This is a genomic window from Zunongwangia sp. SCSIO 43204, assembly GCF_019904275.1.
GTDB lineage: Bacteria > Bacteroidota > Bacteroidia > Flavobacteriales > Flavobacteriaceae > Zunongwangia > Zunongwangia mangrovi.
On record NZ_CP063204.1, the window covers coordinates 1317761 to 1344109 of the forward strand.

The 26349-nt window shown below is 36.3% G+C and carries 24 protein-coding genes; 18 read left to right on the plus strand and 6 right to left on the minus strand.

The genetic code is table 11. From position 1 onward, the window contains the following. Positions 1–7 precede the first annotated feature (7 nt). From INR75_RS05885 to INR75_RS05895, 3 genes are all read left to right on the plus strand, one after another. Positions 8–1330 (plus strand): gliding motility-associated protein GldE, encoded by a 1323-nt coding sequence (locus INR75_RS05885; protein ID WP_223091155.1) that lies wholly within the window; start codon positions 8–10, stop codon positions 1328–1330. After that, positions 1327–1893, plus strand: coding sequence for a gliding motility lipoprotein GldD (gene gldD / locus INR75_RS05890; RefSeq protein WP_223091156.1), 567 nt, complete (start codon positions 1327–1329; stop codon positions 1891–1893). The genes INR75_RS05885 and gldD overlap by 4 nt, the downstream gene beginning before the upstream one ends. A gap of 65 nt (positions 1894–1958) precedes the next feature. Further along, the gene (locus tag INR75_RS05895; RefSeq protein WP_223091157.1) at positions 1959–2864 is read left to right on the plus strand and encodes a DMT family transporter; all 906 of its coding nucleotides are present in this window, start codon (positions 1959–1961) and stop codon (positions 2862–2864) included. 64 nt (positions 2865–2928) lie between these two features. Here the strand turns inward: INR75_RS05895 and INR75_RS05900 are convergent, their stop codons facing one another. Both INR75_RS05900 and INR75_RS05905 read right to left on the minus strand, forming a co-directional pair. Beyond that, complete coding sequence (locus INR75_RS05900) at positions 2929–4995, minus strand: pitrilysin family protein (RefSeq protein WP_223091158.1); 2067 nt, start codon at positions 4993–4995, stop codon at positions 2929–2931. A 17-nt stretch (positions 4996–5012) separates the two neighbouring features. Further along, positions 5013–6335, minus strand: a complete 1323-nt coding sequence (locus INR75_RS05905; protein WP_223091159.1) for a pitrilysin family protein — start codon at positions 6333–6335, stop codon at positions 5013–5015. 174 nt (positions 6336–6509) lie between these two features. Between INR75_RS05905 and INR75_RS05910 the strand changes: the two genes are divergently transcribed. The 3 genes from INR75_RS05910 to rpmA all read left to right on the plus strand — a co-directional run bounded on the left by INR75_RS05910 (position 6510) and on the right by rpmA (position 7874). Further along, positions 6510–6974 carry a DUF4199 domain-containing protein gene (locus INR75_RS05910; protein WP_092540077.1) on the plus strand — a complete coding sequence of 155 codons (465 nt, stop codon included), beginning with the start codon at positions 6510–6512 and terminating at the stop codon, positions 6972–6974. Positions 6975–7105: 131 nt separating this feature from the next. After that, positions 7106–7585 carry a 50S ribosomal protein L21 gene (gene rplU / locus INR75_RS05915; protein ID WP_092540078.1) on the plus strand — a complete coding sequence of 160 codons (480 nt, stop codon included), beginning with the start codon at positions 7106–7108 and terminating at the stop codon, positions 7583–7585. Positions 7586–7613: 28 nt separating this feature from the next. Beyond that, positions 7614–7874 carry a 50S ribosomal protein L27 gene (rpmA, locus tag INR75_RS05920; RefSeq protein ID WP_092540079.1) on the plus strand — a complete coding sequence of 87 codons (261 nt, stop codon included), beginning with the start codon at positions 7614–7616 and terminating at the stop codon, positions 7872–7874. A gap of 126 nt (positions 7875–8000) precedes the next feature. On the opposite strand, the gene INR75_RS05925 is transcribed toward rpmA, so the two are convergent. Further along, on the minus strand, positions 8001–10196 hold the full coding sequence (locus INR75_RS05925; protein ID WP_223091160.1) for a M28 family metallopeptidase: 2196 nt from the start codon (positions 10194–10196) through the stop codon (positions 8001–8003). Between the two features lie 175 nt (positions 10197–10371). Between INR75_RS05925 and INR75_RS05930 the strand changes: the two genes are divergently transcribed. The 4 genes from INR75_RS05930 to INR75_RS05945 all read left to right on the plus strand — a co-directional run bounded on the left by INR75_RS05930 (position 10372) and on the right by INR75_RS05945 (position 16691). Beyond that, positions 10372–11934, plus strand: coding sequence for a tetratricopeptide repeat protein (locus tag INR75_RS05930; protein WP_223091161.1), 1563 nt, complete (start codon positions 10372–10374; stop codon positions 11932–11934). Between the two features lie 165 nt (positions 11935–12099). Beyond that, a complete protein-coding gene (locus INR75_RS05935) occupies positions 12100–14955 on the plus strand; it encodes a TonB-dependent receptor (RefSeq protein ID WP_223091162.1) in 2856 nt (951 codons plus the stop codon). 101 nt (positions 14956–15056) lie between these two features. Beyond that, entirely contained in the window at positions 15057–16085 is a 1029-nt protein-coding gene (locus tag INR75_RS05940; RefSeq protein WP_223091163.1) for a phytase, read from the plus strand. Positions 16086–16346: 261 nt separating this feature from the next. Continuing rightward, positions 16347–16691 (plus strand): Dabb family protein, encoded by a 345-nt coding sequence (locus INR75_RS05945; RefSeq protein ID WP_092540082.1) that lies wholly within the window; start codon positions 16347–16349, stop codon positions 16689–16691. A gap of 93 nt (positions 16692–16784) precedes the next feature. On the opposite strand, the gene INR75_RS05950 is transcribed toward INR75_RS05945, so the two are convergent. After that, positions 16785–17801, minus strand: a complete 1017-nt coding sequence (locus INR75_RS05950) for a hypothetical protein (protein ID WP_223091164.1) — start codon at positions 17799–17801, stop codon at positions 16785–16787. 230 nt (positions 17802–18031) lie between these two features. On the opposite strand from INR75_RS05950, the gene INR75_RS05955 reads away from it, so the two are divergent. Next, positions 18032–18490 carry a hypothetical protein gene (locus INR75_RS05955; RefSeq protein WP_223091165.1) on the plus strand — a complete coding sequence of 153 codons (459 nt, stop codon included), beginning with the start codon at positions 18032–18034 and terminating at the stop codon, positions 18488–18490. Positions 18491–18550: 60 nt separating this feature from the next. Here the strand turns inward: INR75_RS05955 and ahcY are convergent, their stop codons facing one another. Continuing rightward, complete coding sequence (ahcY, locus tag INR75_RS05960; RefSeq protein ID WP_223091166.1) at positions 18551–19867, minus strand: adenosylhomocysteinase; 1317 nt, start codon at positions 19865–19867, stop codon at positions 18551–18553. A gap of 61 nt (positions 19868–19928) precedes the next feature. Between ahcY and INR75_RS05965 the strand changes: the two genes are divergently transcribed. After that, on the plus strand, positions 19929–20561 hold the full coding sequence (locus tag INR75_RS05965) for a 4'-phosphopantetheinyl transferase superfamily protein (protein ID WP_084841202.1): 633 nt from the start codon (positions 19929–19931) through the stop codon (positions 20559–20561). Positions 20562–20566: 5 nt separating this feature from the next. Further along, complete coding sequence (locus INR75_RS05970) at positions 20567–21274, plus strand: geranylgeranylglyceryl/heptaprenylglyceryl phosphate synthase (RefSeq protein WP_223091167.1); 708 nt, start codon at positions 20567–20569, stop codon at positions 21272–21274. Positions 21275–21435: 161 nt separating this feature from the next. Here the strand turns inward: INR75_RS05970 and INR75_RS05975 are convergent, their stop codons facing one another. Beyond that, on the minus strand, positions 21436–22323 hold the full coding sequence (locus INR75_RS05975; protein WP_223091168.1) for an SDR family oxidoreductase: 888 nt from the start codon (positions 22321–22323) through the stop codon (positions 21436–21438). A gap of 141 nt (positions 22324–22464) precedes the next feature. Here INR75_RS05975 and INR75_RS05980 point away from each other — a divergent pair, with 141 nt between their 5' ends. The 5 genes from INR75_RS05980 (at position 22465) to arfB (ending at position 26052) form a co-directional block, all read left to right on the plus strand. Continuing rightward, on the plus strand, positions 22465–22833 hold the full coding sequence (locus INR75_RS05980; RefSeq protein ID WP_223091169.1) for a helix-turn-helix domain-containing protein: 369 nt from the start codon (positions 22465–22467) through the stop codon (positions 22831–22833). Between the two features lie 80 nt (positions 22834–22913). Then, on the plus strand, positions 22914–23099 hold the full coding sequence (locus INR75_RS05985; protein WP_223091170.1) for a hypothetical protein: 186 nt from the start codon (positions 22914–22916) through the stop codon (positions 23097–23099). Between the two features lie 4 nt (positions 23100–23103). Beyond that, positions 23104–23733: a nicotinamide riboside transporter PnuC gene (gene pnuC / locus INR75_RS05990; protein ID WP_223091171.1), complete on the plus strand. Its 630-nt coding sequence runs from the start codon at positions 23104–23106 to the stop codon at positions 23731–23733. Positions 23734–24116: 383 nt separating this feature from the next. Further along, complete coding sequence (locus INR75_RS05995) at positions 24117–25655, plus strand: DUF4301 family protein (RefSeq protein ID WP_223091172.1); 1539 nt, start codon at positions 24117–24119, stop codon at positions 25653–25655. Continuing rightward, positions 25648–26052, plus strand: a complete 405-nt coding sequence (arfB, locus tag INR75_RS06000) for an alternative ribosome rescue aminoacyl-tRNA hydrolase ArfB (protein WP_092540092.1) — start codon at positions 25648–25650, stop codon at positions 26050–26052. The genes INR75_RS05995 and arfB overlap by 8 nt, the downstream gene beginning before the upstream one ends. The last annotated feature ends 297 nt before the right edge of the window (positions 26053–26349 follow it).

A 26349-nucleotide genomic window follows, 5' to 3' on the forward strand; every position in this document is an offset into this window, starting at 1 on the left:
ATTGCATTTGGATCCAGAACCCCCCAGTATAATTTTATGGGCCGCGTTTGATTATACCCAGGTAATAAGCTTCATATTTTTATTGCTGCTTTTGTTATGCTCTGCCATGATCTCTGGTGCAGAGGTTGCATTTTTTTCTTTAACTCCGGCAGATTTTATGACCGAGGACGGTAATAAAAGAACAAAATCGCAGGAGATCGTTATTAAATTATTAGAGAAGCCTAAGAAGCTTCTTGCTACAATTTTAGTAGCCAATAACTTTATTAATATTGCGATTGTTCTACTTTTTGATTCGGTTTCAGATCAATTATTCAGCGGTTTAGATGTTGTCGTTTTTGGCTTAAACCTTAAGCTGATTTTCGAAGTTGGTGTTGTTACTTTTTTAATTCTTCTTTTTGGAGAAATCCTGCCAAAGGTTTATGCCAGCCGAAACAATGTGCAGTTTTCTAATTTTATGGCGCAACCGGTGAATTTTTTAGATTCATTATTTTCGCCTTTAAGCACGCCAATGCGATCTGTAACCCTGTTTTTACACGAAAAATTAGGGAAGCAACGTTCTTTTATAAGTATAGATCATCTTTCGCAAGCCTTAGAGCTTACCAGCGAAGAGGATACGACCAAAGAAGAACAAAAAATTTTAAAAGGCATTGTCTCTTTTGGGAATACAGACACCAAGCAGGTAATGCGACCAAGGATGGATGTTTTTGCATTAAGTGACGAAGATAATTACGAAGAAATTATACCTGTAATTATCGAAAACGGATATTCCAGGATCCCTGTTTATAAGGAAAATATCGATAATGTAACCGGCATTCTATATATAAAGGATCTATTGCCTTATATAGATGAAAAGAATTTTGAGTGGACTTCTCTTTTAAGAGAGCCTTATTTTGTGCCTGAAAACAAGAAACTCGATGATCTTTTAAATGAATTTAAAGAAAAGAAAAATCACCTGGCTATCGTTGTAGACGAATATGGCGGCACCAGTGGATTAATCACTTTAGAGGATATTATTGAGGAAATCGTAGGAGATATAAGTGATGAGTTTGATGATGAAGATCTTATTTATTCGAAATTAGATGAATTGAACTTTGTTTTTGAAGGTCGAACTCCGCTTAAAGATTTTTATAAGATCATTAAGTTAGAAGATCCTTCTTTATTTGAAGATAATAAAGGTGAAGCTGAAACATTAGCCGGATTTCTGCTGGAAATTTCTGGAGATTTTCCTCAGCAGAATGAAATTATTAATTTCGGGAATTATAATTTTAAGGTCGAAGCAGTCGACGATAGACGTATTAAGCAAATTAAATTGACGATCTTGCCTGCATGAGGTATTTAGGATATGTTGTACTATTTATAATTTTTGGTTTTATGGTTTCCTGCGGAAACGAGGTTCAGCCTAAGCCTAAAGCGATGCTTGCTTTAAATTATCCAAAGCCAGAGTATCGACCAATAAATTTAGATTGTCCTTATACTTTTGAAAAGAACCAATTAGCTGAAGTTGTTCCTTCTAAAAGTAGAAATGGCTGTTGGATCAATTTGGACTACCCGCTTTTAAAAGGTTCTATATTTATCACATATCAACCGGTCACCAATAATCTTGATTCTTTGCTAAGAGATGCTCAAAAATTACCTTTAGAGCATACTATAAAAGCAGACGCTATAGAAGGGGATATCTACACAAACGATCTTCATAAAGCTTACGGTATGTTTTATGAACTACAGGGTGATGCTGCCTCGCAAGCACAATTTTATATTACAGATAGTACCAAACATTTCTTAACAGGATCAGTGTATTTTAATACGCAACCAAATTACGACTCTATTTATCCGGCCGCAAAATATATAATGCAGGATATGAGGCGCTTAATGGAAAGTATTCGCTGGCAATAATTTTTTAAGTTTTTAAGTTTGATTCTAATATAGAATTATGATTTTTGCCGCAAAATTTCAAGGCTATGGCGGCAGGAAAAACCAAATGGATCTATCTTTTTGTACTCTCTTTAATTTGGGGAAGTTCTTTTATTCTTATTAAAAAAGGACTGGTAGGTTTATCGCCACTTCAGGTTGGTGCTTTTAGAGTGATTTTTGCAGCCTTATTTTTAATCCTTGTAGGTTTTAAAAAGATTATTAAACTGAAGTCAGCACAATGGAAATGGATCGTTGTTTCTGGTTTTGTAGGTTCTTTCTTTCCTATTTTTCTTTTTGCTTTTGCTGAAACTAAAATAAGTAGCGGGATAGCTTCGATCTTAAATGCGGTAACTCCGCTTATGACGCTTATTTTGGGTTTTTTATTCTTTCAGGATAAAATGAATAGCAATAAAGCTATTGGTGTTTTGGTAGGATTAATAGGAACCGCTGGTTTAATTCTTAGTAATGCCAGTTTTAATGGAAATGAGAACTATCTAAATTCGATATTGGGTGTTTTAGCGGCTGTTTGTTACGCGGTGAATGTGAATCTGTTAAAAAAGTATTTAAGTGGAATTCCGGCTGTTGCGGTAACTTCTGGTTGTTTCGCGGTCTTATTGGTTCCGGCATTTTTAATTTTGATCTGGTCTGGATTTTTTACTGAAGATCTTACGAATATCGAATTGCAAAAATCTGTCGGTTTTATATCGATTTTGGGTGTTTTAGGAACTGGTGTGGCTATGATCTTGTTCAATCGCCTGGTACAAATCACCAATCCTGTTTTTACGAGTTCTGTTACCTACACGATGCCTATCATTGCTCTCGGATGGGGCGTTATGGATGATGAGGTTTTTAGTTTAAACCAGTTATTTTTTGCGATGCTGGTAATTATTGGTGTTTTGATCGTGAATCGCGCAAAGGCTATTTCAATAAAAAGAAAAAAGAGATTAGCATAAATAAAAAAGCCGACTTATAAAAGCCGGCTTTGATCTAACATTATCTAATAATAACTAAGCGAAATTATTCAAAATCTGAATCTTCTACTCCTTCATTAATTTTATACTCTTGAACTTTAAGATCAAAAGATTGTGGACCCATGCTTTGAGAGATTGTAAATGGCATTTTTAATCCTTCAACTTCCTGGTAATCACTGTAAGTTGTTGGAATGCTCATGGTTTGTCCCATTTGCGAAACGGTAGTAAGTGTTTTAACTTTTAGTCCGCTTTCTACATCATAATAATTTGTAGTGCTTTCATTTACTTTTACTGCGTAAGCATCACTACCATCGACGTTTTCAATTCCGGTTACTTTAGCATCTTCGCTTACTTTAAGTTCTGGAAAAGTATTCGCCTCTACAGCTACGGCTTTCACCTGCTCTTCGTTCATTGGCATTTTTTGCCCCTGTACTTCCATATATCCAGATTCGCCATTATAAACCTGCTTTTGCATAACGTTTCCAGAAACAGCAACAGTTTGATAGAATTTCCCCGCACTGCTTTTTCGTTGTTCTAAACTTAGTTCCTGTCCTTGGATAGAAGTAGTTGCAGTGAAAGCTATGGTGTTTATAGCTTTAGCTGCTTCTGCGCCACCAATAGCATCTATATAATCTGAATAAACAGTTTCTACAGTAACCGAAGGATCTAAAGCTTTGTTATAATCTGGCTTTTCGATTTCTTCACCGTATTTACTATAATATTTTACAGGGAAAGATTTGCCTTTGTACTGCATGTTTTCCAGTTTATCAGCAACTTCACTTCCTTTACCTGCAATAACAATTCTAGATTGATCTGCAAGGAAATATTTCTTCGCTACTCTTTGAACATCTTCTAAAGTAACATCGTCGATATTTTCAAGGTATTCTTTATAGAAATCTTCATCCAGATCTTCAGTTTCGATTTCCATTGCAAAACTTGCGATAGTAGAAGGTTGTTCTAAGCTAAGTACAAAATCTCCTGTAAGCTTTGCTTTAGCATTAGCCAATTCAGCTTCAGAAACCTTTTCATTTCTAATTTTATAAATCTCATCTAAAAATGCAACTACAGAGCTATCGGTCACTTCATTACGAACACTGGCGCTTGCTACAAAAGTTGCTGCATGCTTGTCGTTTCCGGTTCTTGAATATGCCCCGTAAGTATATCCTTTATCTTCTCTTAAGTTAAGGAAAAGACGAGCTTCGCCACCGCCACCTAAGATCTTGTTAGCTACCATTACAGGAAAATAATCTTCCTGATTTTTCTGTAAGTTGATAGTATTAACCAAAGCGATCTCACTTTGTACAGCGTTTGGCATATCAACAAAGTCGATTTCGGTTTGTTCTACATTTTTAACTTCAGGAATATTAACTTCTGGAATTGCTGTTTTTTTCCAATCGGCAAACTCTTTCTTTACCAGGTTTTTTACTTCTTTTTTGTCTACATCACCAACGATAACAAGGTAGGCGTTTGCAGGAGAAAACCAGGTTTGGTAATAATTTTTAACATCTGAAAGGCTAAGATTTCCTATAGTTTCCTGAGTTTCGAATTCGCCATAAGGATGGTCTTTTCCATATGCTAAAGCTGAGCGTACTCTACTTGCATTGTATGCTACATCTTTCTCGTTACTTTTTAGATAATCTTTGGTACGAGCGATAGTTTTATCGAATTCCTCTTCGGTAAACTTAGGATTAATAACCCCGTCTGCCATTAAATGAAGAATTTCCGGGAAATATTTAGAAAGTGTATTTGCCGAAGCTCCTCCTGAATAAATGTTAAGTCTAGCTCCTAAATAGTCTACTCTTTCATTAAATTCATCTTTAGGCATATTGGTGGTGCCTTGTCCTAAAAGTTCTCCCATTACACCACTTACTCCGGTTTTATTACCTTCAGAATGCGGTGGGTTGTCAAACCTAAGAGACATGGCAACTCTTGGTAGTTTATGGTTTTCTACCAACATCACGGTTAAACCGTTCTTAAGTTCGAAGGTTTCTGGCTCTTCTACTTTTACTTTTGGTGCTGGTCCCGGCTCTGGCATGGTACTACGGTCAACCTGAGCATTTAGTCCTACAGCTCCCAAAAGAAATACTGCAACTGCTATTATATTTTTATTCATTTTTGTCTAATTTGATGTTATTCCGCTTCCTTTTCTTCTGGTAGGTAATCGATGATCACTCTCTGGTTTGGCTTCAGGTATTTGTTAGCCACCTCTTTAATATCCTCTCTGGTGATATTTCTGTAAATATCGATCTCTTCATTTATTAGACTGGTATTGTCGTAAAGAAGATAGTTTCTTGCAAGAGAATTTGCAATACCTGCAATACTTGAATTGGAATTTACGTAACTGTTTTCAGCTTTGTTTTGAAGTTTTTCGAAATCGCTTTCAGAAATTAGTTCATTTCTAAGTTTAGTGATCTCTTCTTCGATCTCTGTATTAATACTATCAAGACTGGTTTCACCTTGTGGTAAAGAATATACCAGGTACATCCCGTAATCTTCCTGCTCTAAGTTAAAAGCACCAACCTGTAAAGCGATATTTTGCTCGTCTACTAACTTTTTGTACAGTTTAGAACTTTTACCATCACTTAAGTAAGTAGAGATCATGTTAAGAACATAAGAATCTTTATTTCCAAATTCTGGTGTTCTATACCCGGTGATCGCCATTGGGATCTGGATGTTAGAATCATAAAATTCAGCATGAACAGCTTCAGTAATAGGCTCTTCTTTTGGATAATCTCTTGTTACTTCTTCACCAGCTTCGATAGGGCCAAAGTAATCTTCGATCATGTCTTTAGTTTCCTTAACATCGATGTCTCCGGCAACGACAAGAACTGCGTTATTAGGAACATAATATTTTTCAAAATATGCTTGAAATTCATCTAATTTGGCCGCATCAAGATCTTCCATGTAGCCTACGTTTGGATCTTTATACGGGTGTTTTTCGAACATGTTTTTTTGTACGGCATAAAGAAGATTTCCGTAAGGAGAATTGTCATATCGCATTCTTCTTTCTTCTTTTACCACTTCGTTTTGTGTGTCTACACCTTCCTGTCCAATTACAGGGTGCATCATTCTTTCAGACTCCATCCATAGTCCTAACTCTAAATTGTTAGAAGGGAAAGTTTCATAATAATAAGTACGATCCTGTGAAGTGTTTGCGTTGTTGTTACCACCGTGCGAACTTACAATCTCGAACCATTTTCCTCTTTCAATATTCTCGGTTCCTTCAAATAAAAGATGTTCAAAAAAGTGAGCAAATCCTGTTCGTCCATCCTCACGATCTTTACCACCTACGTGATACATTACAGATGTGGTTACTACAGGAGCCGAGTTGTCCTGGTGTAAAATTACATGTAGCCCGTTGTCGAGATCATATTCTGTGTACTCAACTTCCTGGGCAAAGCCAACAGCGCTTAGTAGCAGAGCGCCAGCGGCCAGCTTTAGTTTGTTAATCATTGTGTATAGTTTATCGTTATGCGAATAATTAGTATGTCAAGTTACAATTTTGTTACGTCCCAAAACAATAAATTTTGGTAATTATTTAACAGAAACTCTTTAAATATCCTAATTAACAAGCTATTAGAATACTTTTTCATTGTTTTTTATGAACTTCACAGTAAAACAGATATTATGAAAAATATAGGTATAGCCGCAAAATTTGGAGTTATGATCGCTGTGGGACTAATAGTTTATTTCTTAGCATTATCGTTAGTTGGTCTACACACTAATCCCTTATTTAGCTTTGTGAATGGTCTTATTGTTGGATTTGGATTATGGTCTGCCATAAAAGCGAAAAGGAACAACGATTCTGGTTTATTCAAATATGGTGAAGGTTTTACAACTGGTCTTATCACAGGTTTTATAGGTACCACACTTTTTACCATTTTCTTCGGAATTTACGCAAGTGAACTAAATCCAGACTTTTTGGATGAATTTGTTACAATGTGGAGAAGCCAGTATCAGGTAGGTCTTGGTGTTGTTCTTTTTACAGTTTATGCAATGGGAGCAGCTACAACTTTCGCACTAACGCTTGCGTTTATGCAATTGTTTAAAAAGAGTTGGAACACGCAGGAAGGGCAAAAACATACCTTATAAAAGGGAGTAAGAAAAAATATTCAATTTTTGCTGAAGCCTTTGCTAATTAATTATTTAGAAGTATATTTGCACCCGCTTTGTGAAGAAGCGAAACTATATTTAATTAGAAAGTAATTAATTAACAGGACACTATGTACGCAATTGTAGAGATAGCAGGGCAGCAATTTAAAGTTGCGAAAGACCAGAAAGTGTTTGTACACCGTCTACAAGGAGAAGAAGGAGACAGCGTTTCTTTCGATAAAGTTCTTCTTACAGGAGATGGAGACAACATTACTGTTGGCGCCCCGGCTATAGAAGGTGCTCTAGTAGGAGCAAAGATTAATCGTCACCTTAAAGGAGACAAAGTAATTGTTTTCAAAAAGAAAAGACGTAAAGGTTACAAAGTTAAAAATGGTCACCGCCAGTATTTAACAGAGATCGTAATCGAAAGTATCACTGCAAAAGGTGGTAAAAAAGCTTCTGAAAGCAAAGCTGAAAAGAAAGAAGAGAAAAAAGCTGATAGCGATTTAAGCAAGCACACAGTAGCAGAGCTTAAAGAAATGGCTAAAGAAAAAGGAATTGAAGGTTATTCTTCAATGAAAAAAGCTGAATTAATCGAAGCTTTAAGCTAAATTATTAACTTACTAAAAACCCAATAACATGGCACATAAAAAAGGAGTTGGTAGTTCCAAGAACGGTAGAGAGTCAGAATCGAAACGTCTTGGAGTGAAGATATTCGGAGGTCAGGCTGCGATAGCAGGTAACATCATTGTAAGACAAAGAGGTACTGCTCACAATCCTGGTGAAAATGTTTACGCTGGTAAAGATCACACTTTACACGCTAAAATTGACGGTCTAGTAAAATTCACTAAAAAGAAAGACAATAAGTCTTACGTTTCTGTAGTTCCTTTCGAGGCTTAAGAAATTTAGTAGAATTACGATATAAAAAAGCCTTTCAGAATTTCCTGAAAGGCTTTTTTATTGGTGTCGCCAATGGTTGTAATTCCCAGAGGCTTGCCTAATAATAGTTTACTAATATTATATAATTTACGATTCGATTTTAGAAATAGCATTCTGCAAATACTCATCAAAATCATTTAATGTTTTGGCTAATATCGTCATCTGATCGTTTGCTTCTTCCCAATTACGTTGCTCTAAAGCCTCTCGAATCCCGGGTAAGGTTTTAACTCCGTAGCCGGTGTAAAATCCTGGTGCATATAACTGGTGTTTAAACCATGGCCGTCTAGGCAATCCTTCTTCAGTAATAAATTGTTGCTCTGTTTTTTGCAATATAGCATTCAATTCTTGCTTCTTACTGTGATTTAAGTTCTCAAGTTTTATTGCTGAAAATTCATCTATAGTCGCTTCAAGATTAGTCAATGCATTTTGTAATGCTGAAAAATCTACGAAAGGAACTGTCTCTTTTTTCTTCGGAATAATGATCTCTTTTGTAGGATCTGCGGTTAATTGATAAATATCGTTTACTACCAGTTTATTATGTGTTTTAGTTTCCTTGCGCATTTTGTCAAGATTAGTCTTAATTTCTTCCACATAATCTTTGATTGTCTTGAACCATGGCTTAAATCTCATCGGTAATACTTCAGCATTGGCAAATCGTAAAGTGATTCTTCCTGCAGTGTTTGCTAAAGCTACTCCGTATTCAAATTTAGGATCTTTAAAGCGTTTGTAGTGCGGATAAGTGTCGTAGATCGTATGATATTCTCCGCCTGCATTTTCGCCACCAAAACCAAGATTTAAAGAAGGAATACCAGCATGCTGAATAAAAGGTGTGTAATCTGAACCAGAACCTAAAGCATACAGTTGGAATGAGTTTTCACCACCATTTAATACTTTTCTAGCCAAACTACGTTCTGAAACCGATACTTCAGTTTGTGGATCTTCAACCGCTTTTGCAACTTCAGCCACCATGGCTTCCAGAGAATGCGAACCGCCAACATTGAGGAAACCTCTTCCGTTGCCATCGGTATTAATATAGATCACTGCTTTCTCCTGCAATTCTTTAATGTGATCTTCAACCCATTCTGTAGAGCCAATTAATCCGGGTTCTTCAGCATCCCATGCGCAATAGACAATGCTCCGTTTAGGTTTGTTTCCATTTTTAGCTAATTCGCCAACAGCTCTGGCTTCTTCCATTAAGGCTACCAATCCGCTAATAGGATCATTGGCCCCATGCACCCAGGCATCGTGATGATTTCCCCTAAGAATCCAGTCATCTGGGAATTCCTCTCCTTTTAAAGTGGCGATTACATTGTATGCAGGTACTAATTTCCAATCAAAGTCTAATTTTAAATGAACTTTCGCCGGCCCAGGTCCAATTTTGTAAGTTATTGGTAGCGCACCTCTCCAGGATTCTGGAGCATTTTTTCCCTCTAAAGCTTCTAGAAGCGGCTGGGCGTCTTCATAAGAAATTGGAAGAACCGGAATTTTGGTGATCGTTTTTGCTTCACTGCGATCTAGCCGTTCAGCATTTTTTGTAGCTGCATAGCCTGGTGTAAGCACATCGCCGGGATAGGTAGGCATATCCATTACAGAACCACGCTGTACGCCGGTTTTGTTTTTAAAAGCACCTTTTGGATAAACGTCACCACGATAATAACCGTCGTCCTTGGGATCTGAATAAATGATGCATCCAATTGCACCTTTTTCAGCCGCAAGTTTTGGTTTGATACCACGCCAGGAGCCATAATATTTTGCGATAACAATTTTACCTTTAACATCGATCCCTAGTTTTTCTAATTCCTCATAATCTTTAGGAACACCATAATTAACAAAAACCAGTTCAGCTTCTACATCTCCATCAGTAGAGAACGCGTTGTAGCTTGGTAGAAGTTCTTCACCCTGGGCGGTATAGGGATCACCTTCTACAGCTTTAGCTTCTAATTTTGCTTTATAAACTTCTGGAGAAGTCATTTCTAAAAGTCTGACTTTTGGATATGGGAAAAGCACCTGATATTCTTCGATTTTGGTCTTGTAGCCCCAGCTTTTAAATTTTTCAGCAATCCAGTCTACATTTTCTTTTCCAAATTCGGTGCCCACCCAATGAGGTCTGGCGGCAAGCTTTTGCATCCATTCATCCAGGTTCGTTGTTTTAAGTTTTGCTTCATACTTATTTTCTAGTTCTTTTTGTTTTTCAGCACTTTCTTTAGAGAATCCTATAATAGATTCTTGTGCGAAATTGAAAATTGAGCAAAGCAAGAGGGGTAGAAGTAGTGATTTTTTCATGCTTTTGTTTTGATGGTTACTAATTAACTGTACTTAAAGATAAAAGAAAATATGGTACGATGCTGTTTATCAGTTATTTTGGAGGATTTGATAATCAATTTTACAGTTTTATAATAAATAGCTAACTATAACTTTAATTTCAGAGAGTATATTTCAGGTTTTCTAAAGTTGTTTTATGAAAGCTCTTCTCTCCCTCTTTTTTCTGTTTATCTCTAATCTAATGCTGAGTCAAAATGCGTCGATTCAGTATAACGATTCCTTGTTCTTTGAATACAAAGGAGAACTTAATAAAGCCATTGAAGAAGGAAGTAAATCGAAAATCGCCAAAAAATATGTCCAACTTGGGGATTATTATCATTCGGTCGAAATCAATACTCAGGCGATCGAGCAGTATAATCAGGCGCTTTCAATAATAGAAGATGGTTTTCCTAAGCTAGAAGCAGATATTAAAAATAAGATAGGTCTTTCTTATATCAACTTGAAAAATTATGCGAAATCTCGAGAATATCTAAATGAAAGCATAAATATTTCCGAAGAAAAAAATCTAAAAGAGCAACTTGCCCTGGCCGAAAGCCTTGTTGGTACCACTTACGAGAAGCAAGGCAATTATTTAAAAGCTTTAGATCACCAAAACAAGAGTTTAGCGCTTTATACTGAAGCTAAAGATCGTTTGGGAATTGCGATCGTGAATGAAAATATTGGAAGTGTTTACGAAGATCTGGAGCAGTTTGAAAAAGCACTCAAATTCTTTACAATATCGAATACTGTTTTTAGTGAACTTAATCACAAAGCGCGAATTAATGTAGTAAATAATCTGGCAGATGTTTATCGTAAAACCGGCGATTATGAAAATGCGATGATCTATACAAATAGGGCCTTAAAGCTGGCCGAATTATTCGAGGATCATCATCAAATAGAAAGTGCGCACAAAGATTTGGCGAGATTGTATGCTTTAATGGGCGAATTTAAAAAAGCTTACGATCATCGATTAATATATGAACAATTGCAGGAAGAGGGCTTTTATTCGCAGAATTTTAGGCAGCTGAATACGCTACAAACCATTTTTGATACTAAACAAAAGGAATCTGAGATTGCTTTATTAAAACAGGAAAATAAAGTGAGCGAAGCCAATCAAAATCTATTGATTTTTGGAGTTGCACTTTTACTATTATTAAGTGGGATTTCATTTTTCTTTTATAATAGAAAACGACAGGAATCGGCAAAGCTTCAGGCCTACGAACAGAAATTGCTAAAAGTAGAATTGGATCGAAAGGCAATTGAAGAGAAAAAACTTCAGGATGAAATTCGGTTAAAAACGGCATCGCTTTCAAAATACAGTCTTAATATGGCGCAAAAGAACAAGATGATTGCAGAGACTTCTTCAACATTACAAAATCTGGCTTCTAGATCGTCGATGGATCCTGTTCCTAAAATTAAAAGCCTGGCCAGGGAATTGGATAAAAGTCTTGCTGAAGAACAGGAGTGGGATGAGTTTATGAGTTTCTTCCAGGAAATACACCCGCAATTTGTAAAACAGCTGTCAAAACGTGCGACTTCAAAATTATCTTCAACCGAGTTGAGATTGGCAATGTTGCTGCGGCTTAATTTATCTTCAAAAGAAATCGCTGCGATTTTAAGAGTTACACCAGATAGTGTTCGTGTAGCGCGTTATCGATTAAGAAGAAAACTGCCTATAGAACAAAAGCAGGAATTAGTGAATTTTATGCTTCAATTTTAAAGAAAATCGGCCTCTTTTTAGAGAAGGTTACTGTAATGTAAAGAAATCTTAATTGTTGCCTTGATGTAGCTGTTAAAAAATGATTTGTTAACTCTTTGTTGCTATAGCTTTTTAGAGGTAAAGCCTTGTAATATATAGTTTTGGAGTATTCTTAAAATCAAAATAATGAATCGAAAAAACTACTTTAAACTTTTACTTGTAACGCTTTTTGTAGCTTTAAATTTCAGTTTTACGCAGGCGCAAACAGGTGCAATTAAGGGTAACATTGCAGATGAAACCGGAATTTATGTTCCTGGTGCAGAAGTGATGATTCCCGAGATCAATAAAGGAACTACAACCGACTTTGATGGAAACTTTACACTGGTAGAAATTCCTGAAGGAACTTATACTTTAGTGGTGAAATATATGGGATATGAAGATTTGAATAAAGAAGTTACGGTGACATCAAACCAAACTTTAGATGTAGATCTTGTTTTAAATTCTTCGACCACAACTCTAGAAACGGTACAATTATTAGGTGGTGGTTTAAGTGCCCAGGCTCGAGCATTAAACGCACAAAAAAACAGGCCAAATATCACCAATATCGTCTCTACAGAGCAAATTGGTAAATTTCCAGATGCTAATATTGGTGATGCTGTAAAGCGAATCCCAGGTATTACTATGCAGGTAGACCAGGGGGAAGCGCGTAATATTATTGTAAGAGGTTTAGCGCCACAACTTAACTCGGTTACCCTTAATGGTAGCCGTATACCTTCGGCTGAAGGGGATAATAGAAATGTACAGATGGATCTTATTCCGTCTGATATGATCCAAACAATCGAAGTAAGCAAAGCGGTAACACCAGATATGGATGCCGATGCACTTGGTGGATCAGTAAACCTGGTAACCAGATCTGCACCAGAGGATTTTAGACTTGCGGCCACTGTAGGATCTGGGATCAACTTTATTACCGATAAACGGATTCTTAGTGGTTCATTTCTTGTAGGAGATCGTACTAAAGATGGGAAATTCGGCTTTATGGTTTCAGCATCTATTAATGATAACGATTTTGGATCTGATAATGTTGAAGCTGAATGGTCTAACGAATTTGAATATAACACCGGCCAGCAGGATGCAGAAGGAGAGGATATTTTGCAGGAGATGGATTTAAATCCTTATGCCAGCGCTTTCGAAATTAGAAAGTACTTAGTGCAACGTGTTAGAAGAAGTTTCTCGGCAAACTTAAACTACGATTTTAACGATAACAATAGTCTTTACTTTAAGTCGATGTACAACTGGCGTGACGATCGTGAAAATCGCTTTGCTTATGCTTCAGAGATTTTGGATGGTGAGGATATCAGCCAGGGAGATTTTACGATCACTAACGGGAATTTAGTTCGTTTTCCTGCGGAAGCTGAAAGAGAAACCAAAGGAGGTATTCCCGGAGGAAGAATCCAAAACCGAAGATTGGAAGATCAGCGTATGCAAAATTATACTTTAGGAGGAGATCATTTATTCGGAAACCTAAAGTTCGATTGGATGGGATCTTATGCGAAAGCTTCAGAAGAGCGTCCTAACGAGCGTTATATAAGCTGGGAAACCGAATACATAGTTGATAACGGGATTAATCCTGAAGAACCATTACAAACGCCAATAAATACGACTTCACCTTCAGACTTTGAATTAAAAGAGATTACAGAAGAGTATCAATATACCGAAGAAGAAGACATCAATGTTTTTGCGAATTTCGAGTTACCGGCAGACTTTTTTAATCAGGGATCTGGAATCGTAAAATTTGGAGTTAGAGGTCGTTTTAAAAATAAGAACAGAGATAATAATTTCTTTGAGTATGAACCAGAAAATGGTTTTGAAAATATGTCTCAGACCGATGTTATTAGAAAAGATGGAAACGATTTTCTTGCCGGTGAGCAATACCGTCCTGGCTTCTTTACTTCACCAGAATATTTAGGTTCTTTAGATCTAAATTCAGATCAATTTGGTAGTGAAGATCTTCCAGACGAATATCTTCAGGAGAATTTTGAAGCTGAAGAAAATGTGTATGCGGGTTACATCATGGCAAACCAAAACCTATCTAAAAACTTCTCGATCTTAGCGGGTGTGCGTTTAGAAGCGACCAATATTAGCAGTTTAGGAAATGAGTTGATTTTTAACGAAGATGGAGATTTTGAAGGAGCGACACCGGTTACAGACGAAAGTGATTATACGAATATTTTACCTAGTGTTCATTTAAAATATAATGTGAACAATAATACAATACTTCGTTTTGCCTGGACCAATACCTTAGCAAGACCAAATTATATCGATCTTGTGCCTTACCGTGCCGTAAATAACGAAGATGAAGAAATTTCTGTTGGAAATACAGATCTGGATCCTTCAATTTCAATGAACTTCGACTTTATGGCAGAGTATTATTTCAATTCTGTAGGAATTCTTTCGGGAGGTGTTTTTTATAAAGATATCGAAGATTTTGTATACACTTATATCAGTGAAGACGAAGCAACCGGTTATGATGTTTTTCAACCTTTAAATGGTGATGAAGCCAACGTTTATGGTGCTGAGGTTTCTTTCCAGAGACAACTTAATTTCTTGCCGGGATTCGCTAAAAACTTCGGAATTTATCTTAATTACACCTATTTACATTCTGAAGCAAACGGAATTAGAAACGAAGATGGTGATCTAAGAGAGGATGAATTGTCTTTACCGGGTTCTTCGCCAAACATGTTTAATGGTTCACTTTCTTACTCAGATAAGCGTTTTAGTGCAAGACTTTCTGCAAACTTCTCTGATGCTTATTTAGATGAACTAGGCGGTAATGCTTTTGAAGATCGTTATTATGACGAGCAATTCTTCTTAGATTTTAATATGTCTTATTCGATCAATAAGAACTTAAGAATCTTTGCAGATCTTAACAATATCACCAATCAGCCATTACGTTATTACCAGGGTGTTGCTAATCGTACCATGCAAATAGAGTATTACAGCCAGCGTTTAACTTTTGGTCTTAAATACGATCTGTACTAAAGCGCAAGCAATTCAGTAGAAAAAAATATTATTAAAAACATACAATTTTAAGTCTTGGCTTACCAGCCTGTAGATGGTACTTGAAATTCAAAAAAAATAAAATGAATAAAATAAAATCGATCCTAATTTGCCTAATCTTAGCTTCATGTGGTACACAATTACCAGAAATCGCTCCAGATGTGGTTACAGAAAAAACATTGCATGACACCGATGATCCGGCAATTTGGGTAAACAGCGAAAACCCTGAAGAAAGTATCGTTTTTGGAACAGATAAAGATACAGATGGCGCAATTTACGCTTTCGATCTTGATGGAAAGATTATCGAATCTAAAACCATGAGAAACTTTAAGCGTCCTAACAATGTAGATGTTGAGTACGATGTAAAATTGAATGACAGCACGGTAACCGATATTATGATCTTTACTGAAAGAGAACGTGAGCAGATTAGAATTTTTTCGGTACCAGATATGAAACCTTTAGATAACGGTGGTTTTAAAGTATTTCAGGATACTCGTGAGAATGAAATGAGTTTGCCAATGGGAATTTCAATTTATAAATCACCAAAATCTGGAAAAACCTATGCGATCGTTGGTCGTAAAAATGGTCCTAAAGAAGGTTATTTGCATCAAATAGAATTAGAGCCTGCAGGAGATCACTTAGCACCAAAAGTAGTGCGTGAATTTGGAATGTTCAGTGGAAAAAAAGAGATCGAAGCTATTGCAGTAGACGACGAACTTGGATTTATTTACTGCTCTGATGAAGGTCACGGAATTAGAAAATATTATGCCGAGCCAGAGATGGGTGATGAAGAATTAGCCTTGTTTGGCGGTGAGCATTTTACAGATGATATCGAGGGTATCGCTATTTCAATTTATCCAAACGGAAAAGGACAGATCATTGTTTCAGATCAGCAGGAAGGAACTTTTAATTTCTTCAGTAGAGAAGATAATAGTTTTGAGTATGCATTAAATTTAGGAACTACAGAAACTGATGGTTGTGAAGTAACCACCGCAGCTTTAGGTGATAAATTTCCTAATGGTTTGTTTGTTTCTATGAATGATAATGATGAAAAGAATTTCTTTTATCACGATCTAAGCAGATTAAAAGAGCCGGTTAAGGCTGAAGAATAAATGTTTGATTCTGAAGAAAAGTGTCGGTAAGCTTTATGTTTGCCGGCATTTTTTGATTTTAAAGTTCAGTCTAATCCCTCATGGAGTTTTTTAATTCCTCTAGGCTTGTCTCCAATTCTCGATTCGTATCTGGCGGGCGTGATCTGAGCTTCTTAATTTGAAGTTTAAAAATTGTACTTTTAAGCAAACTGAAATTCGATAAAAATGAAGACAATTTTTAAAATATGCCTTGGGCTTTTTTTCTGCCTAAACTTTAGTAATATGAAAGCACAGGAAGCAACACCAGAATTCGATAAGAACTTTACCCATGTGGTTTATTTTTGGCTTAATAATCCGGATAGCGAGCAGGATAGAGCCGATTTCCTAAAATCGCTGAATAAATTTATGGAAAACAGCCTTTATGCAAAGACTAAATTTATAGGGGAACCGGCGGGAACACCACGAGAAGTTGTTGATGGATCATTTACCTATTCTTTGATACTTAGTTTTCCTTCAAAAGAGATTCAGGATAAATACCAGAAGGAGAAAGCACATTTAAAATTCATCGAAGAATCAGAGCATTTGTGGAAACGTGTGCAGGTTTATGATTCGGTTGGGGTTAAGTAAAGTGGCTCAGGATATTCTACCCTTTGGCGGAGCCAATAAAAACAAAAAAATCCTCGCATTGCGAGGATTTTTTTATACTGAAATTATACAATATTAGTCTTCAAAATATACAGCTGAAACTCCGCTTAACATATTGTTGATGGCAGGAGTTGCGTCTCCAGAATCTTCATCAGAAAAAGCAAGAACTCTTCCGTCGCCATTAGCTAATTCAGCTACGTAGATCATTCCAGAATCTTCATCATAAGAAACGTTTACAGGAATACCAAGCATCGTACTTGCTCCGGCAATTCTTACCTGCTCTTCTACAGCAAGCGTTGCTCCGTCTTCAGTATCATTAAATTTATCGTCAAAATCCATAATTACGTGTAATGCACCATCAGAATCTGAACTCGCTTCACCAATATCAGACATGATCATTGTTCCATCATCATAATCTAATCCGTGTGTTCTTCCAATTCCTTCTAATGCGATCATTTTAGTCGCTTCTACCATTCCGTCTCCAGAATTAGAAAGGAAATTATCGAAACTTGCCAGCATGTTAGTTTGATCTACAACCGCGTATAGTGTGTTGTCTACAAATTCGATTCCCCATACGTTAAAATCTACCATCACGGTATTTCTTAGCGTCATCCCGTCTGCAGTTCTTGTATAAATAAAGAAACGTCCGTTTGGAGTATCGTCATCGTCACCGTTGGTATCGGCATTATCGGCGATCACAACCATGTCGTCTGATACAGCAATATCACGCGGACTCATAACGTCGCTAGAACTTGTAAAGTTTGCCATAGCTTCGTTAGACATATCGTCCCACATGCTCACATCACTGTAAGACTGAATTTCTAGAGGATCTCTGGAAGCAACGATCAAGGCATCTGCATCGTCGTCGTAAATAATTCCTTCTGCATCGTTAGCATCAGAACTTACGGTATAAGAATCGCCAGTATCTAAGTTGTATCCAGCGATATTTCCAGAATGAGTTGTAGCAAAAAGCATAGGCGCATCTACTTCCATTCCATCGTCGGTTTCGATCATTGCATCATCGTCATCACTACAAGAGGCTAATGTAATTGTGGTTAAGCCTGCTAAAAAAAGGTGTTTAAAATTTTTCATAGATTGTTATTTTAGAACTTCTAAACTACGATTACGCATTCGATATTTTTTATCGAAAAAGTTGATTTAACCTTAGATTGTGAAGCTTTAAAACTTTTTAACGCCTTCTGAAGAAATTGAGATTTCGAAATGAATAGGCGTTAACTTTATTACAACATTTAATTACTCTTTAGTCTAAAAATTACGCAACCTTTTGTTGTCTATAGTATCTAATTAAAAACATGTTCAAAATGGAGAATTTTAAGTTGTCTTTGATTGTGCTCATTTTTTTCATATCTGCATGTAGTAATGATGATGAAGCGGAATATTTTACAAAAAACTTTAAAATTAATCAGTTCCCTCAAGAATGGAGACTAGCGAAGTCTGTAAATGGATTTAGTGGAGAAGTAAGCGAGTGGAAAGAATTATCTACAACCCAAGTTTATAAGTTTAATAAAAATCAAACATTCCTTAAAAAGGTGGTAATAGATCAAGAAACCTACATTGGTAAAGGGATTTATGATCTAAAGGAGGATAATCAGGGGCGATTGTGGTTTTACCTAACTTTTAGCAATAGTGGCGGTACTGTAGAATCATGCTTACCTGAAAGAGATAAAGAGCATTTGTATTTTAATGAAGAATCAAAAGAATTACAGGGAGGTTCTCATGAATGCGATGGGCCTGCTTTATATTTTAAAAGAGTGAAATAGAAGAGAAATAAAAAATCCCGTTCAGAAATGAGCGGGATTTTTTATAATTCTAGTCTCTAATTAGTATCTGTAATATTCAGGTTTAAATGGACCTTCAACCTCAACACCAATATATTTAGCTTGGTCTTCATCAAGTTTCGTTAATTCTACACCAATTTTTTCTAAGTGTAGTGCCGCAACTTTTTCATCTAAATGCTTAGGTAGCATATAAACTTTGTTTTCATACTTATCAGTGTTATTCCAAAGTTCGATTTGTGCTAAAGTTTGGTTGGTAAATGAGTTACTCATCACAAAACTTGGGTGACCTGTTGCACAACCAAGGTTTACCAAACGACCTTCAGCAAGAAGAATAATATCGTTGCCATCCAAAGTGTACTTATCTACTTGTGGTTTGATCTCGTCTTTAGTTTCACCGTAGTTGTTGTTTAACCAGGCAACATCAATTTCATTATCAAAATGCCCAATATTACATACTATGGTTTTATCTTTCATGGCTTTAAAGTGCTCACCACGAACAATGTCTTTATTTCCGGTAGTAGTGATCACGATATCTGCTTTTCCAACTACGGTTTCAAGACGTTTTACTTCAAAACCATCCATTGCAGCCTGTAGTGCACAAATGGGATCAATTTCAGTAACAGTAATAATCGCACCGGTTCCTTTAAAAGAAGCAGCGGTACCTTTACCAACATCACCGTATCCACAAACAACTACACGTTTACCGGCAAGCATCACATCTGTAGCACGACGAATCGCATCTACGGCACTCTCGCGACATCCAAATTTATTATCGAATTTAGATTTTGTAACCGAGTCGTTTACGTTTATCGCCGGCATAGGAAGTGTTCCGTTTTTCATACGCTCGTAAAGACGATGAACTCCTGTAGTAGTTTCTTCAGAAAGTCCTTTAATATCTTTAGCAAGTTCTGGATACTTGTCTAAAACCATATTGGTAAGATCTCCACCATCATCTAAAATCATGTTAAGTGGTTTACGATCTTCACCAAAGAAAAGTGTTTGTTCGATACACCAGTCAAATTCCTCTTCATTCATTCCTTTCCATGCGTACACAGGGATTCCAGCCTCAGCGATTGCAGCAGCAGCCTGATCTTGTGTAGAGAAAATATTACAAGAACTCCAGGTAACTTCAGCACCAAGAGCAACTAATGTTTCAATAAGAACAGCAGTTTGAATCGTCATATGTAAACAACCAGCGATGCGAGCACCTTTTAATGGCTGTTCTTCTTTATATTCTTCACGAAGCGCCATTAGTCCCGGCATTTCAGCTTCTGCCAGTTCAATCTCCTTACGTCCCCATGCAGCCAGGGAAATATCTTTTACTTTATACGCCGTATAAGGCACTGTATTCGTAGACATATTATTATATTTGATTATCTGTAATTAAAGCGCAAAAGTAATTAATATTTAATAAACTGGCATGCCTCTTTTCAAAACAATAACACCACGGGAAGGAACTAAAGTCTTCATTTGGAAGGTTGAAGAGTCTTTTGAGTGGCTTTGTGAGGGGATTTCGCTTACAGAACATTGTCGCGCAAGAGTCTCTGGTATGAAATCTGAAATTCATCGAAGAGGTTTTATGAGCATTCGCCATTTAATGGCAGAAGCCGGTTATGTAGATCAGGATCTTTGGTATGATGATTTGGGAAAGCCGCACCTTCGTGACGAGAAATATATCTCGATCACTCACTCTTTTAATTTTACTGCTATTATTGTAAGTGATCGCCCGGTTGGAATCGATATTGAAAAACAACGCGATAAAATCATTAAGATCGCCAATAAATTTACGCCGCTTAAAGAATATCACACGCTGGCAAATGAAGAAGCAATTATCAGGAAATTAACCATCGTTTGGGGAAGCAAAGAATCGATCTATAAAGTCCACGCCCAGCCGGGATTGGGCTTTTTAGAGCATATTTATATTAAAGATTTTGATTTTGAAGATGCCATTACTAGCGGAACTGTTACTTTTGAAGGCGAAAAAACCGAGTATGAACTGGAGTTCCTGGAATTTGAAGGATTTACCTGTGTTTATACGTTTCTGTTAAATTAAAATTGATGCCTACACTTTTAGATGCCATCATCCAAGCATCGAAAAACAATATAAAGTTACTTGCGGTTTTAATTGATCCTGAAAAGTTTTCTACGGAAAATTATGCCGATTTTATCGAAAATCTCCCCAAAGCGGTTACTCATATTTTTATTGGTGGTAGCACTGTTACTGCGGAAGAATCTGAAGTTTGCGTAGACTTTGTAAAAGCTAAAACTGATTTACCGGTGATTCTGTTTCCCGGCGATAAAGAGCAGATCACCGAAAAAGCAGACGGTATTTTGTTACTAAGCTTGCTATCTGGTAGAAATCCTGAATATCTTATCGAGCAGCACATAAAAGCAGTGCCAAAATTGCTGAATGCTGATCTGGAAATTATTCCTACGGGATATTTATTGTTGGATGGCGGCAATCAAAGTGCGGTGGCCAGAGTGAGTAAAACGCAGCCTATAGGTCAAGGTGAAATTGAGTTGATTAAAAACACTGCACTAGCCGGACAAATGATGGGAAAACAATTGATCTATCTTGAAGCGGGGAGCGGAGCAACGATCCCGGTTTCTGAAGAGGTAATCGCTGAGGTAAAAAAGGATTTAAATATTCCGCTTATTGTTGGCGGTGGTATTCGAAATACAAATCAATTAGAAAAAACTTATAAAGCCGGAGCCGATTTAGTAGTGATAGGAACCGCTTTTGAAAATGGGGAATTTGAGACTTAGTATTAAGTAGTGAGTATAGAGTAGTGAGAATTTAAAAGATATCGTGATAAGTTTTCAGCTAACAACTTTCAGTAATAAGCTTTCAGCTTTTTTATCAACAAATTAACTCATTAGCAAATTGTCTAAAATCTAATATCTCACTACTTAATACTCAATACTAACTATGCGTAAACTTCGCCTAAAAATTCTTTTAAAGTCTGGGTTTTTCTGCCAAGTGCTTTTTCGATATCTGTTTTTTCGAAGTTGAACTCGCCATTCGCAACTCCCTGGCTAAACATGCTTAACATTCCTACGATAGGATCTGGTAGGCCGGCAGCTTTCATTTGGGACTCAAATTCATCTACTTTTGGAGAAACATAAGCGATCTTTTCACCTAAAATCTCGGTTAGTATTTCACTAATCTCTTCAAAAGAAACCTGCTGGCTTCCGTTAAATTCGTAGATCTTATTGGTGTAATCTTCAGGAGATATAAGAATATTTGCTTCAGCTTCAGCAAAATCTTTTCTTGGAACAAATGCTACTTTTCCATTTTCGGTGGGTAGGTAAACAGATTTGGTTTTTAATAATTGCTCTTTATCACCAATAAACATGAGTACTACCTCGCTGTAAAGATTATGTCTTAAAATTGTATAATCTAAGCCAGAATTTAAAATAGCTTCTTCAGTTTGTGCGTGTCCGCTTACAACTGGATCTAAAGGAGCGTCTTTACTTTCAGTTTTTCTAACTGAACTGGTGTAGAAAATGTGTTTTACGTTTGCAGCTTTAGCAGCTTCAACCACATTTTTGTGTTGTTGTAAACGAGCACCAAGATCGTTACCAGAAATTAAAAATACCTGCTCTATTCCTTCAAAAGCAGCAGTCAGTTTGTCTAAGTTTTCGTAATCAGAAACACGAATATCCAAACCTTGAGTTTGGTATTCTTTTACGATGTCTTTTTCAGTATCTCTTACTAAAACAGCGATGTTACTTACTTCAGTTTTACTCTTAAGTGCGTTTACAAGAAGTTGTCCTAAACTTCCGGTTGCACCGGTGATCAATGTCTTTTTCATTTCAATTTTGTTTAATTACTAATAGAAATTTAGTTACTTTTGGTAAGTAAAGGTAGTCTTTGTTCTACTTTTAAACAAGAAGTTTCGGTTAGGGAAATAAGTTACCCTGAAGTTATTAATGTTGAAAATCAGTGTTTTAAAATGAAAAAAAATGAAATAAATTTTGCAGAAGCTGAAAGTTGCCCGGTTAGAAATATCTTAGATCGTTTTGGCGACAAATGGTCTACACTGGTTATTTTGATTTTAGGGAATTACGATAAGCTTCGATTTAACGAATTACAGAAAATGATTGGTACGGTGTCTCAAAAAATGCTGGCGGTAACTCTAAAAAAGTTAGAAGCAGATGGTTTGGTAACCAGAAAAGTGTATCCGCAGGTGCCACCAAAAGTAGAATATTCGCTTACCGAACTTGGTTTAAGTTTATTGCCAAAAATAGAAAGCCTGGTGCAATGGGCTAATGAAAACATGGCTGAAATTACCGAAAATCGATCTTTAAGCGAGGTAAAATAAGTACGCATTTTCTGTCTGGAATAAGCACCATAATGGATTTTATTATGCTTATTTTTGATAGTGAATATAGAATAGTTTTTATGAGTACTTCAGTAAAGAATAATCTGCTGGTTTTTGATTTCAATTTTATTCCTAATTCTTACGGGATCGGGAAATCTTCAATTTTAGAAATTATAAAAAAAGCTTTTAAAATTGTCGAATTTCAGGTTGCTGTATGTAGGCCATTTTATACTGAAAATCTAAGTTTAAAATCATTCAGTTTATAGAATTATGGAGCAGATTTCTGATTTTTTTCTGGATTACTACGAGGGAGCAACCACATTTAATATTATTCTTGAAGCTATTGTATTCATTTTTGGAATCTTAAGTGTTTATTACTCCAAAAAAGAGAATATTTTAGTGTACCCAACTGGGTTAATTGCAACTGTAATAACCGTTTACTTATTGTTTAAGGCCGAATATTACGGAGATATGATGATGAATTTCTATTATTCGGTAATGAGTGTTTATGGCTGGATCAACTGGGCGAGGAAAAAGGATGGCGAGCCGGTAGTTCCAATTACACGAACAAATACTAAAGAGAAATTGGTTGGTTTTGGGATGTTTTTGTTAACCATGATCGTTACTTATGCGGTATATCGTGCTTTCGATTACGAAATAAAAACAGCGAATTATATCGATATTTTCACTTCAGGAGTGTTTTTCACTGCGATGTGGTATATGGCGATTAAGAAGTTAGAAAACTGGACGCTCTGGATCTTTGCCGATCTTATTACTGTTCCCTTATACGCCTATCGTGGTTTAGGAATGCTATCGTTGCAATACGTGATTTTTACAATTTTGGCTATTCAGGGATATTTAGTTTGGAAAAGAAATTTAGGAAGTCATGTTGATTCCTAACGAACTCAACATTCCAGATAAAGTGGTACGCAAGTCTTTAAATTTTATGTTAAGGCTAGGTGATATTGGTTGAAATCTTATAGGATTTTTTATTCAACTAAAGTGCTGTTAAGAAGCTGTTTAAAAACCTTTATGGAATCTTCAAATTATTAAATATGCGTTAATAGAGGCCTAAAAAGTCTATTTTTTAACGTATATTGACAAGCCTTAGAATTTTACTATCGGTGTAAAAAATCTGAGTAAAAAGGAGCAAAGTTCTTCAAATTTCAGTGTTCCTCAAAAAAATCAAATAATGTAGATAAGAAATTAAAAAGTGGTCAATAAGAACGGCTGCAAATTATAATATCAACAATTAATCAACTAACTAAAAACTAATTAAAACCGTGAATTTTAACGAATCAGACATCCTGCAAATTCAGGAAAAGGGATTAAGTACTGAAGAAGTAAATAGACAGATCGAAATTTTTAAGCGAGGGAATATTAAAGTAGATATTCAGGAAGCTGCGACGATAGGGAATGGAATTTCAGCCATCTCAGATGAAGCACGAACTGAATATATTCGTGATTTCGAGCACAAAAAAGAAGGGCTTGATTTGCTAAAATTCGTGCCAGCATCTGGAGCAGCAACAAGAATGTTCAAAGCACTTCATAATTTCGTAGCAGAATTTGATCCTAAAGAGAAAGAATTACGCGAATATCTGGACCAAAAAGGAGATTCTAGCCTACAATTATTTTTTACGCATATAGAAAAGCTTCCTTTTTATAAGGATGCGGTCGCTGCGGCAAAAGAAGATAATAGCGATTTTGATGAGCTTAGTAACGATGAGCAAAAAAAGTTAATTGCTGAAAATGTACTTTATGCCAAAGGACTTGGGTTGAGCGATCTACCAAAAGGTTTGGTGCCATTCCACAAATATGATAATGTTGTTGTAACTGCTTTTGAAGAACATCTTTATGAAGCTGCGAAATATGCTGAAAGTAAAGGAGTGGTAAAATCACACTTTACGGTTGGACAAAGTGATAAGGAAAAATTTGAAGCTGAATTCGATAAAGTTCAAAGTAGAGTTGAAGAGAAAACAGGTTCTAAGTTCGAAATTACCTATTCTTACCAGGATCCAAAAACCGATACGATTGCTGTAGACGATGAAAACGCACCTTTTAGAACAGAAGAAGGCGGAATGTTCTTTCGTCCAGGAGGGCACGGAGCATTGATCGATAATCTAAATCAACAGGATGCCGATCTTATCTTCGTTAAAAATATCGATAACGTAGTAACCTGGTCTAACCTTGGTGATGTTGTAGATTACAAGAAAATGTTGGCGGGTAAACTTTTAGAATTGAAAGCAAAAGCTTTTGGTTTAATTGAGAAACTTCAGTCTAGCCCATCTAATGAGGATGTAAAAGAAGCATCAACATTTCTTGCTGAAGAACTTTTCGTGAAATCTCTAACAGGATCTGAGTCGGCTTCAGAATTATTAGAAAAATTAGATCGTCCGCTAAGAATTTGCGGAATGGTGAAGAACGAAGGGGAACCCGGTGGAGGTCCGTTTTTGGTTAAAGATGAAGAAGGAGAAGTTTCTCTACAAATCATAGAAGGAGCTCAAATAGATGATGATAACCCAGAACAGGTAAAAATCGTTAAAGAATCTACCCATTTTAACCCTGTGGATATTGTTTGTAGTGTAAGAAAAGTAGATGGAACCACTTACGATCTTGATAAATATGTAGATCCAAACATGAGCTTTATTGCAAATAAAACCAAAGATGGGAAACCACTAAAAGCACTGGAGCGTCCTGGTTTATGGAATGGTGCCATGGCAAAGTGGAATACTGTTTTTGTTGAAGTACCTGTAACCACATTTAATCCGGTAAAAACAGTGGCAGATCTTTTAAAAGAGAGTCACCAGCCATTAAATGATTAATCAGGAAGATTTAATAAAAGAACTCGACTTTAGAGCTGTAAAAAGTAGTGGTCCCGGTGGGCAACACGTTAACAAAACAGCTTCTAAAGTCGAGTTGTATTTTGATATAGCAGCATCTTCTGTACTTTCTGAAGTTCAAAAAGAGCGCTTGCTAAAAACATTTTCTACAAGAATTACCAAAGACCAGGTTCTTATTCTTCAAAATGGTAATTCTAGAAGTCAGCATAAAAATAAAGATGCCGTGATCGGTCAGTTTATAGACATGATCAAATCTGGCACGAAAGCTCCAAAAGTTCGAAAAAGAACAAAGCCCGGAAAAATGGCTAAACTAAAAAGGCTGAGAGCGAAGAAGATTCAGTCTGAGAAAAAACAGAATCGAAAAGATCCATTAAAATAAAACTGTGTAAAAATTCTACACCTGTGGAATTTTGATGTGTAGAATTCTACAGTTTTGATTATTCAATATTCTACACTTTTGAGCTCAATTTGTTTAAATGTAAGGGTTTAAGTAAGTTTTTAGCCTGTAGGCGTTATGGCACGATTTTGCCTTATAATAAAGTAGTTAGGGTTATTGAAGGATTTTGAATAACTAACACAGCAGTAAACAGCTGTTGTATAATTTAGATTTTCGGATTAAAAGAGGCTGTGGTGGCCTCTTTTTTAGAAAAACCATCCATTGCTTCTTTTTGAATCT

Coding starts and splice junctions, on each gene's coding strand:
- gldD (WP_223091156.1), top strand. CDS start 1,327: ATGAGGTATTTAGGATATGTTGTACTATTTATAATTTTTGGTTTTATG.
- INR75_RS05895 (WP_223091157.1), top strand. CDS start 1,959: ATGGCGGCAGGAAAAACCAAATGGATCTATCTTTTTGTACTCTCTTTA.
- INR75_RS05900 (WP_223091158.1), bottom strand. CDS start 4,995: ATGAATAAAAATATAATAGCAGTTGCAGTATTTCTTTTGGGAGCTGTA.
- INR75_RS05905 (WP_223091159.1), bottom strand. CDS start 6,335: ATGATTAACAAACTAAAGCTGGCCGCTGGCGCTCTGCTACTAAGCGCT.
- INR75_RS05910 (WP_092540077.1), top strand. CDS start 6,510: ATGAAAAATATAGGTATAGCCGCAAAATTTGGAGTTATGATCGCTGTG.
- rplU (WP_092540078.1), top strand. CDS start 7,106: ATGTACGCAATTGTAGAGATAGCAGGGCAGCAATTTAAAGTTGCGAAA.
- rpmA (WP_092540079.1), top strand. CDS start 7,614: ATGGCACATAAAAAAGGAGTTGGTAGTTCCAAGAACGGTAGAGAGTCA.
- INR75_RS05925 (WP_223091160.1), bottom strand. CDS start 10,196: ATGAAAAAATCACTACTTCTACCCCTCTTGCTTTGCTCAATTTTCAAT.
- INR75_RS05930 (WP_223091161.1), top strand. CDS start 10,372: ATGAAAGCTCTTCTCTCCCTCTTTTTTCTGTTTATCTCTAATCTAATG.
- INR75_RS05935 (WP_223091162.1), top strand. CDS start 12,100: ATGAATCGAAAAAACTACTTTAAACTTTTACTTGTAACGCTTTTTGTA.
- INR75_RS05940 (WP_223091163.1), top strand. CDS start 15,057: ATGAATAAAATAAAATCGATCCTAATTTGCCTAATCTTAGCTTCATGT.
- INR75_RS05945 (WP_092540082.1), top strand. CDS start 16,347: ATGAAAGCACAGGAAGCAACACCAGAATTCGATAAGAACTTTACCCAT.
- INR75_RS05950 (WP_223091164.1), bottom strand. CDS start 17,801: ATGAAAAATTTTAAACACCTTTTTTTAGCAGGCTTAACCACAATTACA.
- INR75_RS05955 (WP_223091165.1), top strand. CDS start 18,032: ATGGAGAATTTTAAGTTGTCTTTGATTGTGCTCATTTTTTTCATATCT.
- ahcY (WP_223091166.1), bottom strand. CDS start 19,867: ATGTCTACGAATACAGTGCCTTATACGGCGTATAAAGTAAAAGATATT.
- INR75_RS05965 (WP_084841202.1), top strand. CDS start 19,929: ATGCCTCTTTTCAAAACAATAACACCACGGGAAGGAACTAAAGTCTTC.
- INR75_RS05970 (WP_223091167.1), top strand. CDS start 20,567: ATGCCTACACTTTTAGATGCCATCATCCAAGCATCGAAAAACAATATA.
- INR75_RS05975 (WP_223091168.1), bottom strand. CDS start 22,323: ATGAAAAAGACATTGATCACCGGTGCAACCGGAAGTTTAGGACAACTT.
- INR75_RS05980 (WP_223091169.1), top strand. CDS start 22,465: ATGAAAAAAAATGAAATAAATTTTGCAGAAGCTGAAAGTTGCCCGGTT.
- INR75_RS05985 (WP_223091170.1), top strand. CDS start 22,914: ATGAGTACTTCAGTAAAGAATAATCTGCTGGTTTTTGATTTCAATTTT.
- pnuC (WP_223091171.1), top strand. CDS start 23,104: ATGGAGCAGATTTCTGATTTTTTTCTGGATTACTACGAGGGAGCAACC.
- arfB (WP_092540092.1), top strand. CDS start 25,648: ATGATTAATCAGGAAGATTTAATAAAAGAACTCGACTTTAGAGCTGTA.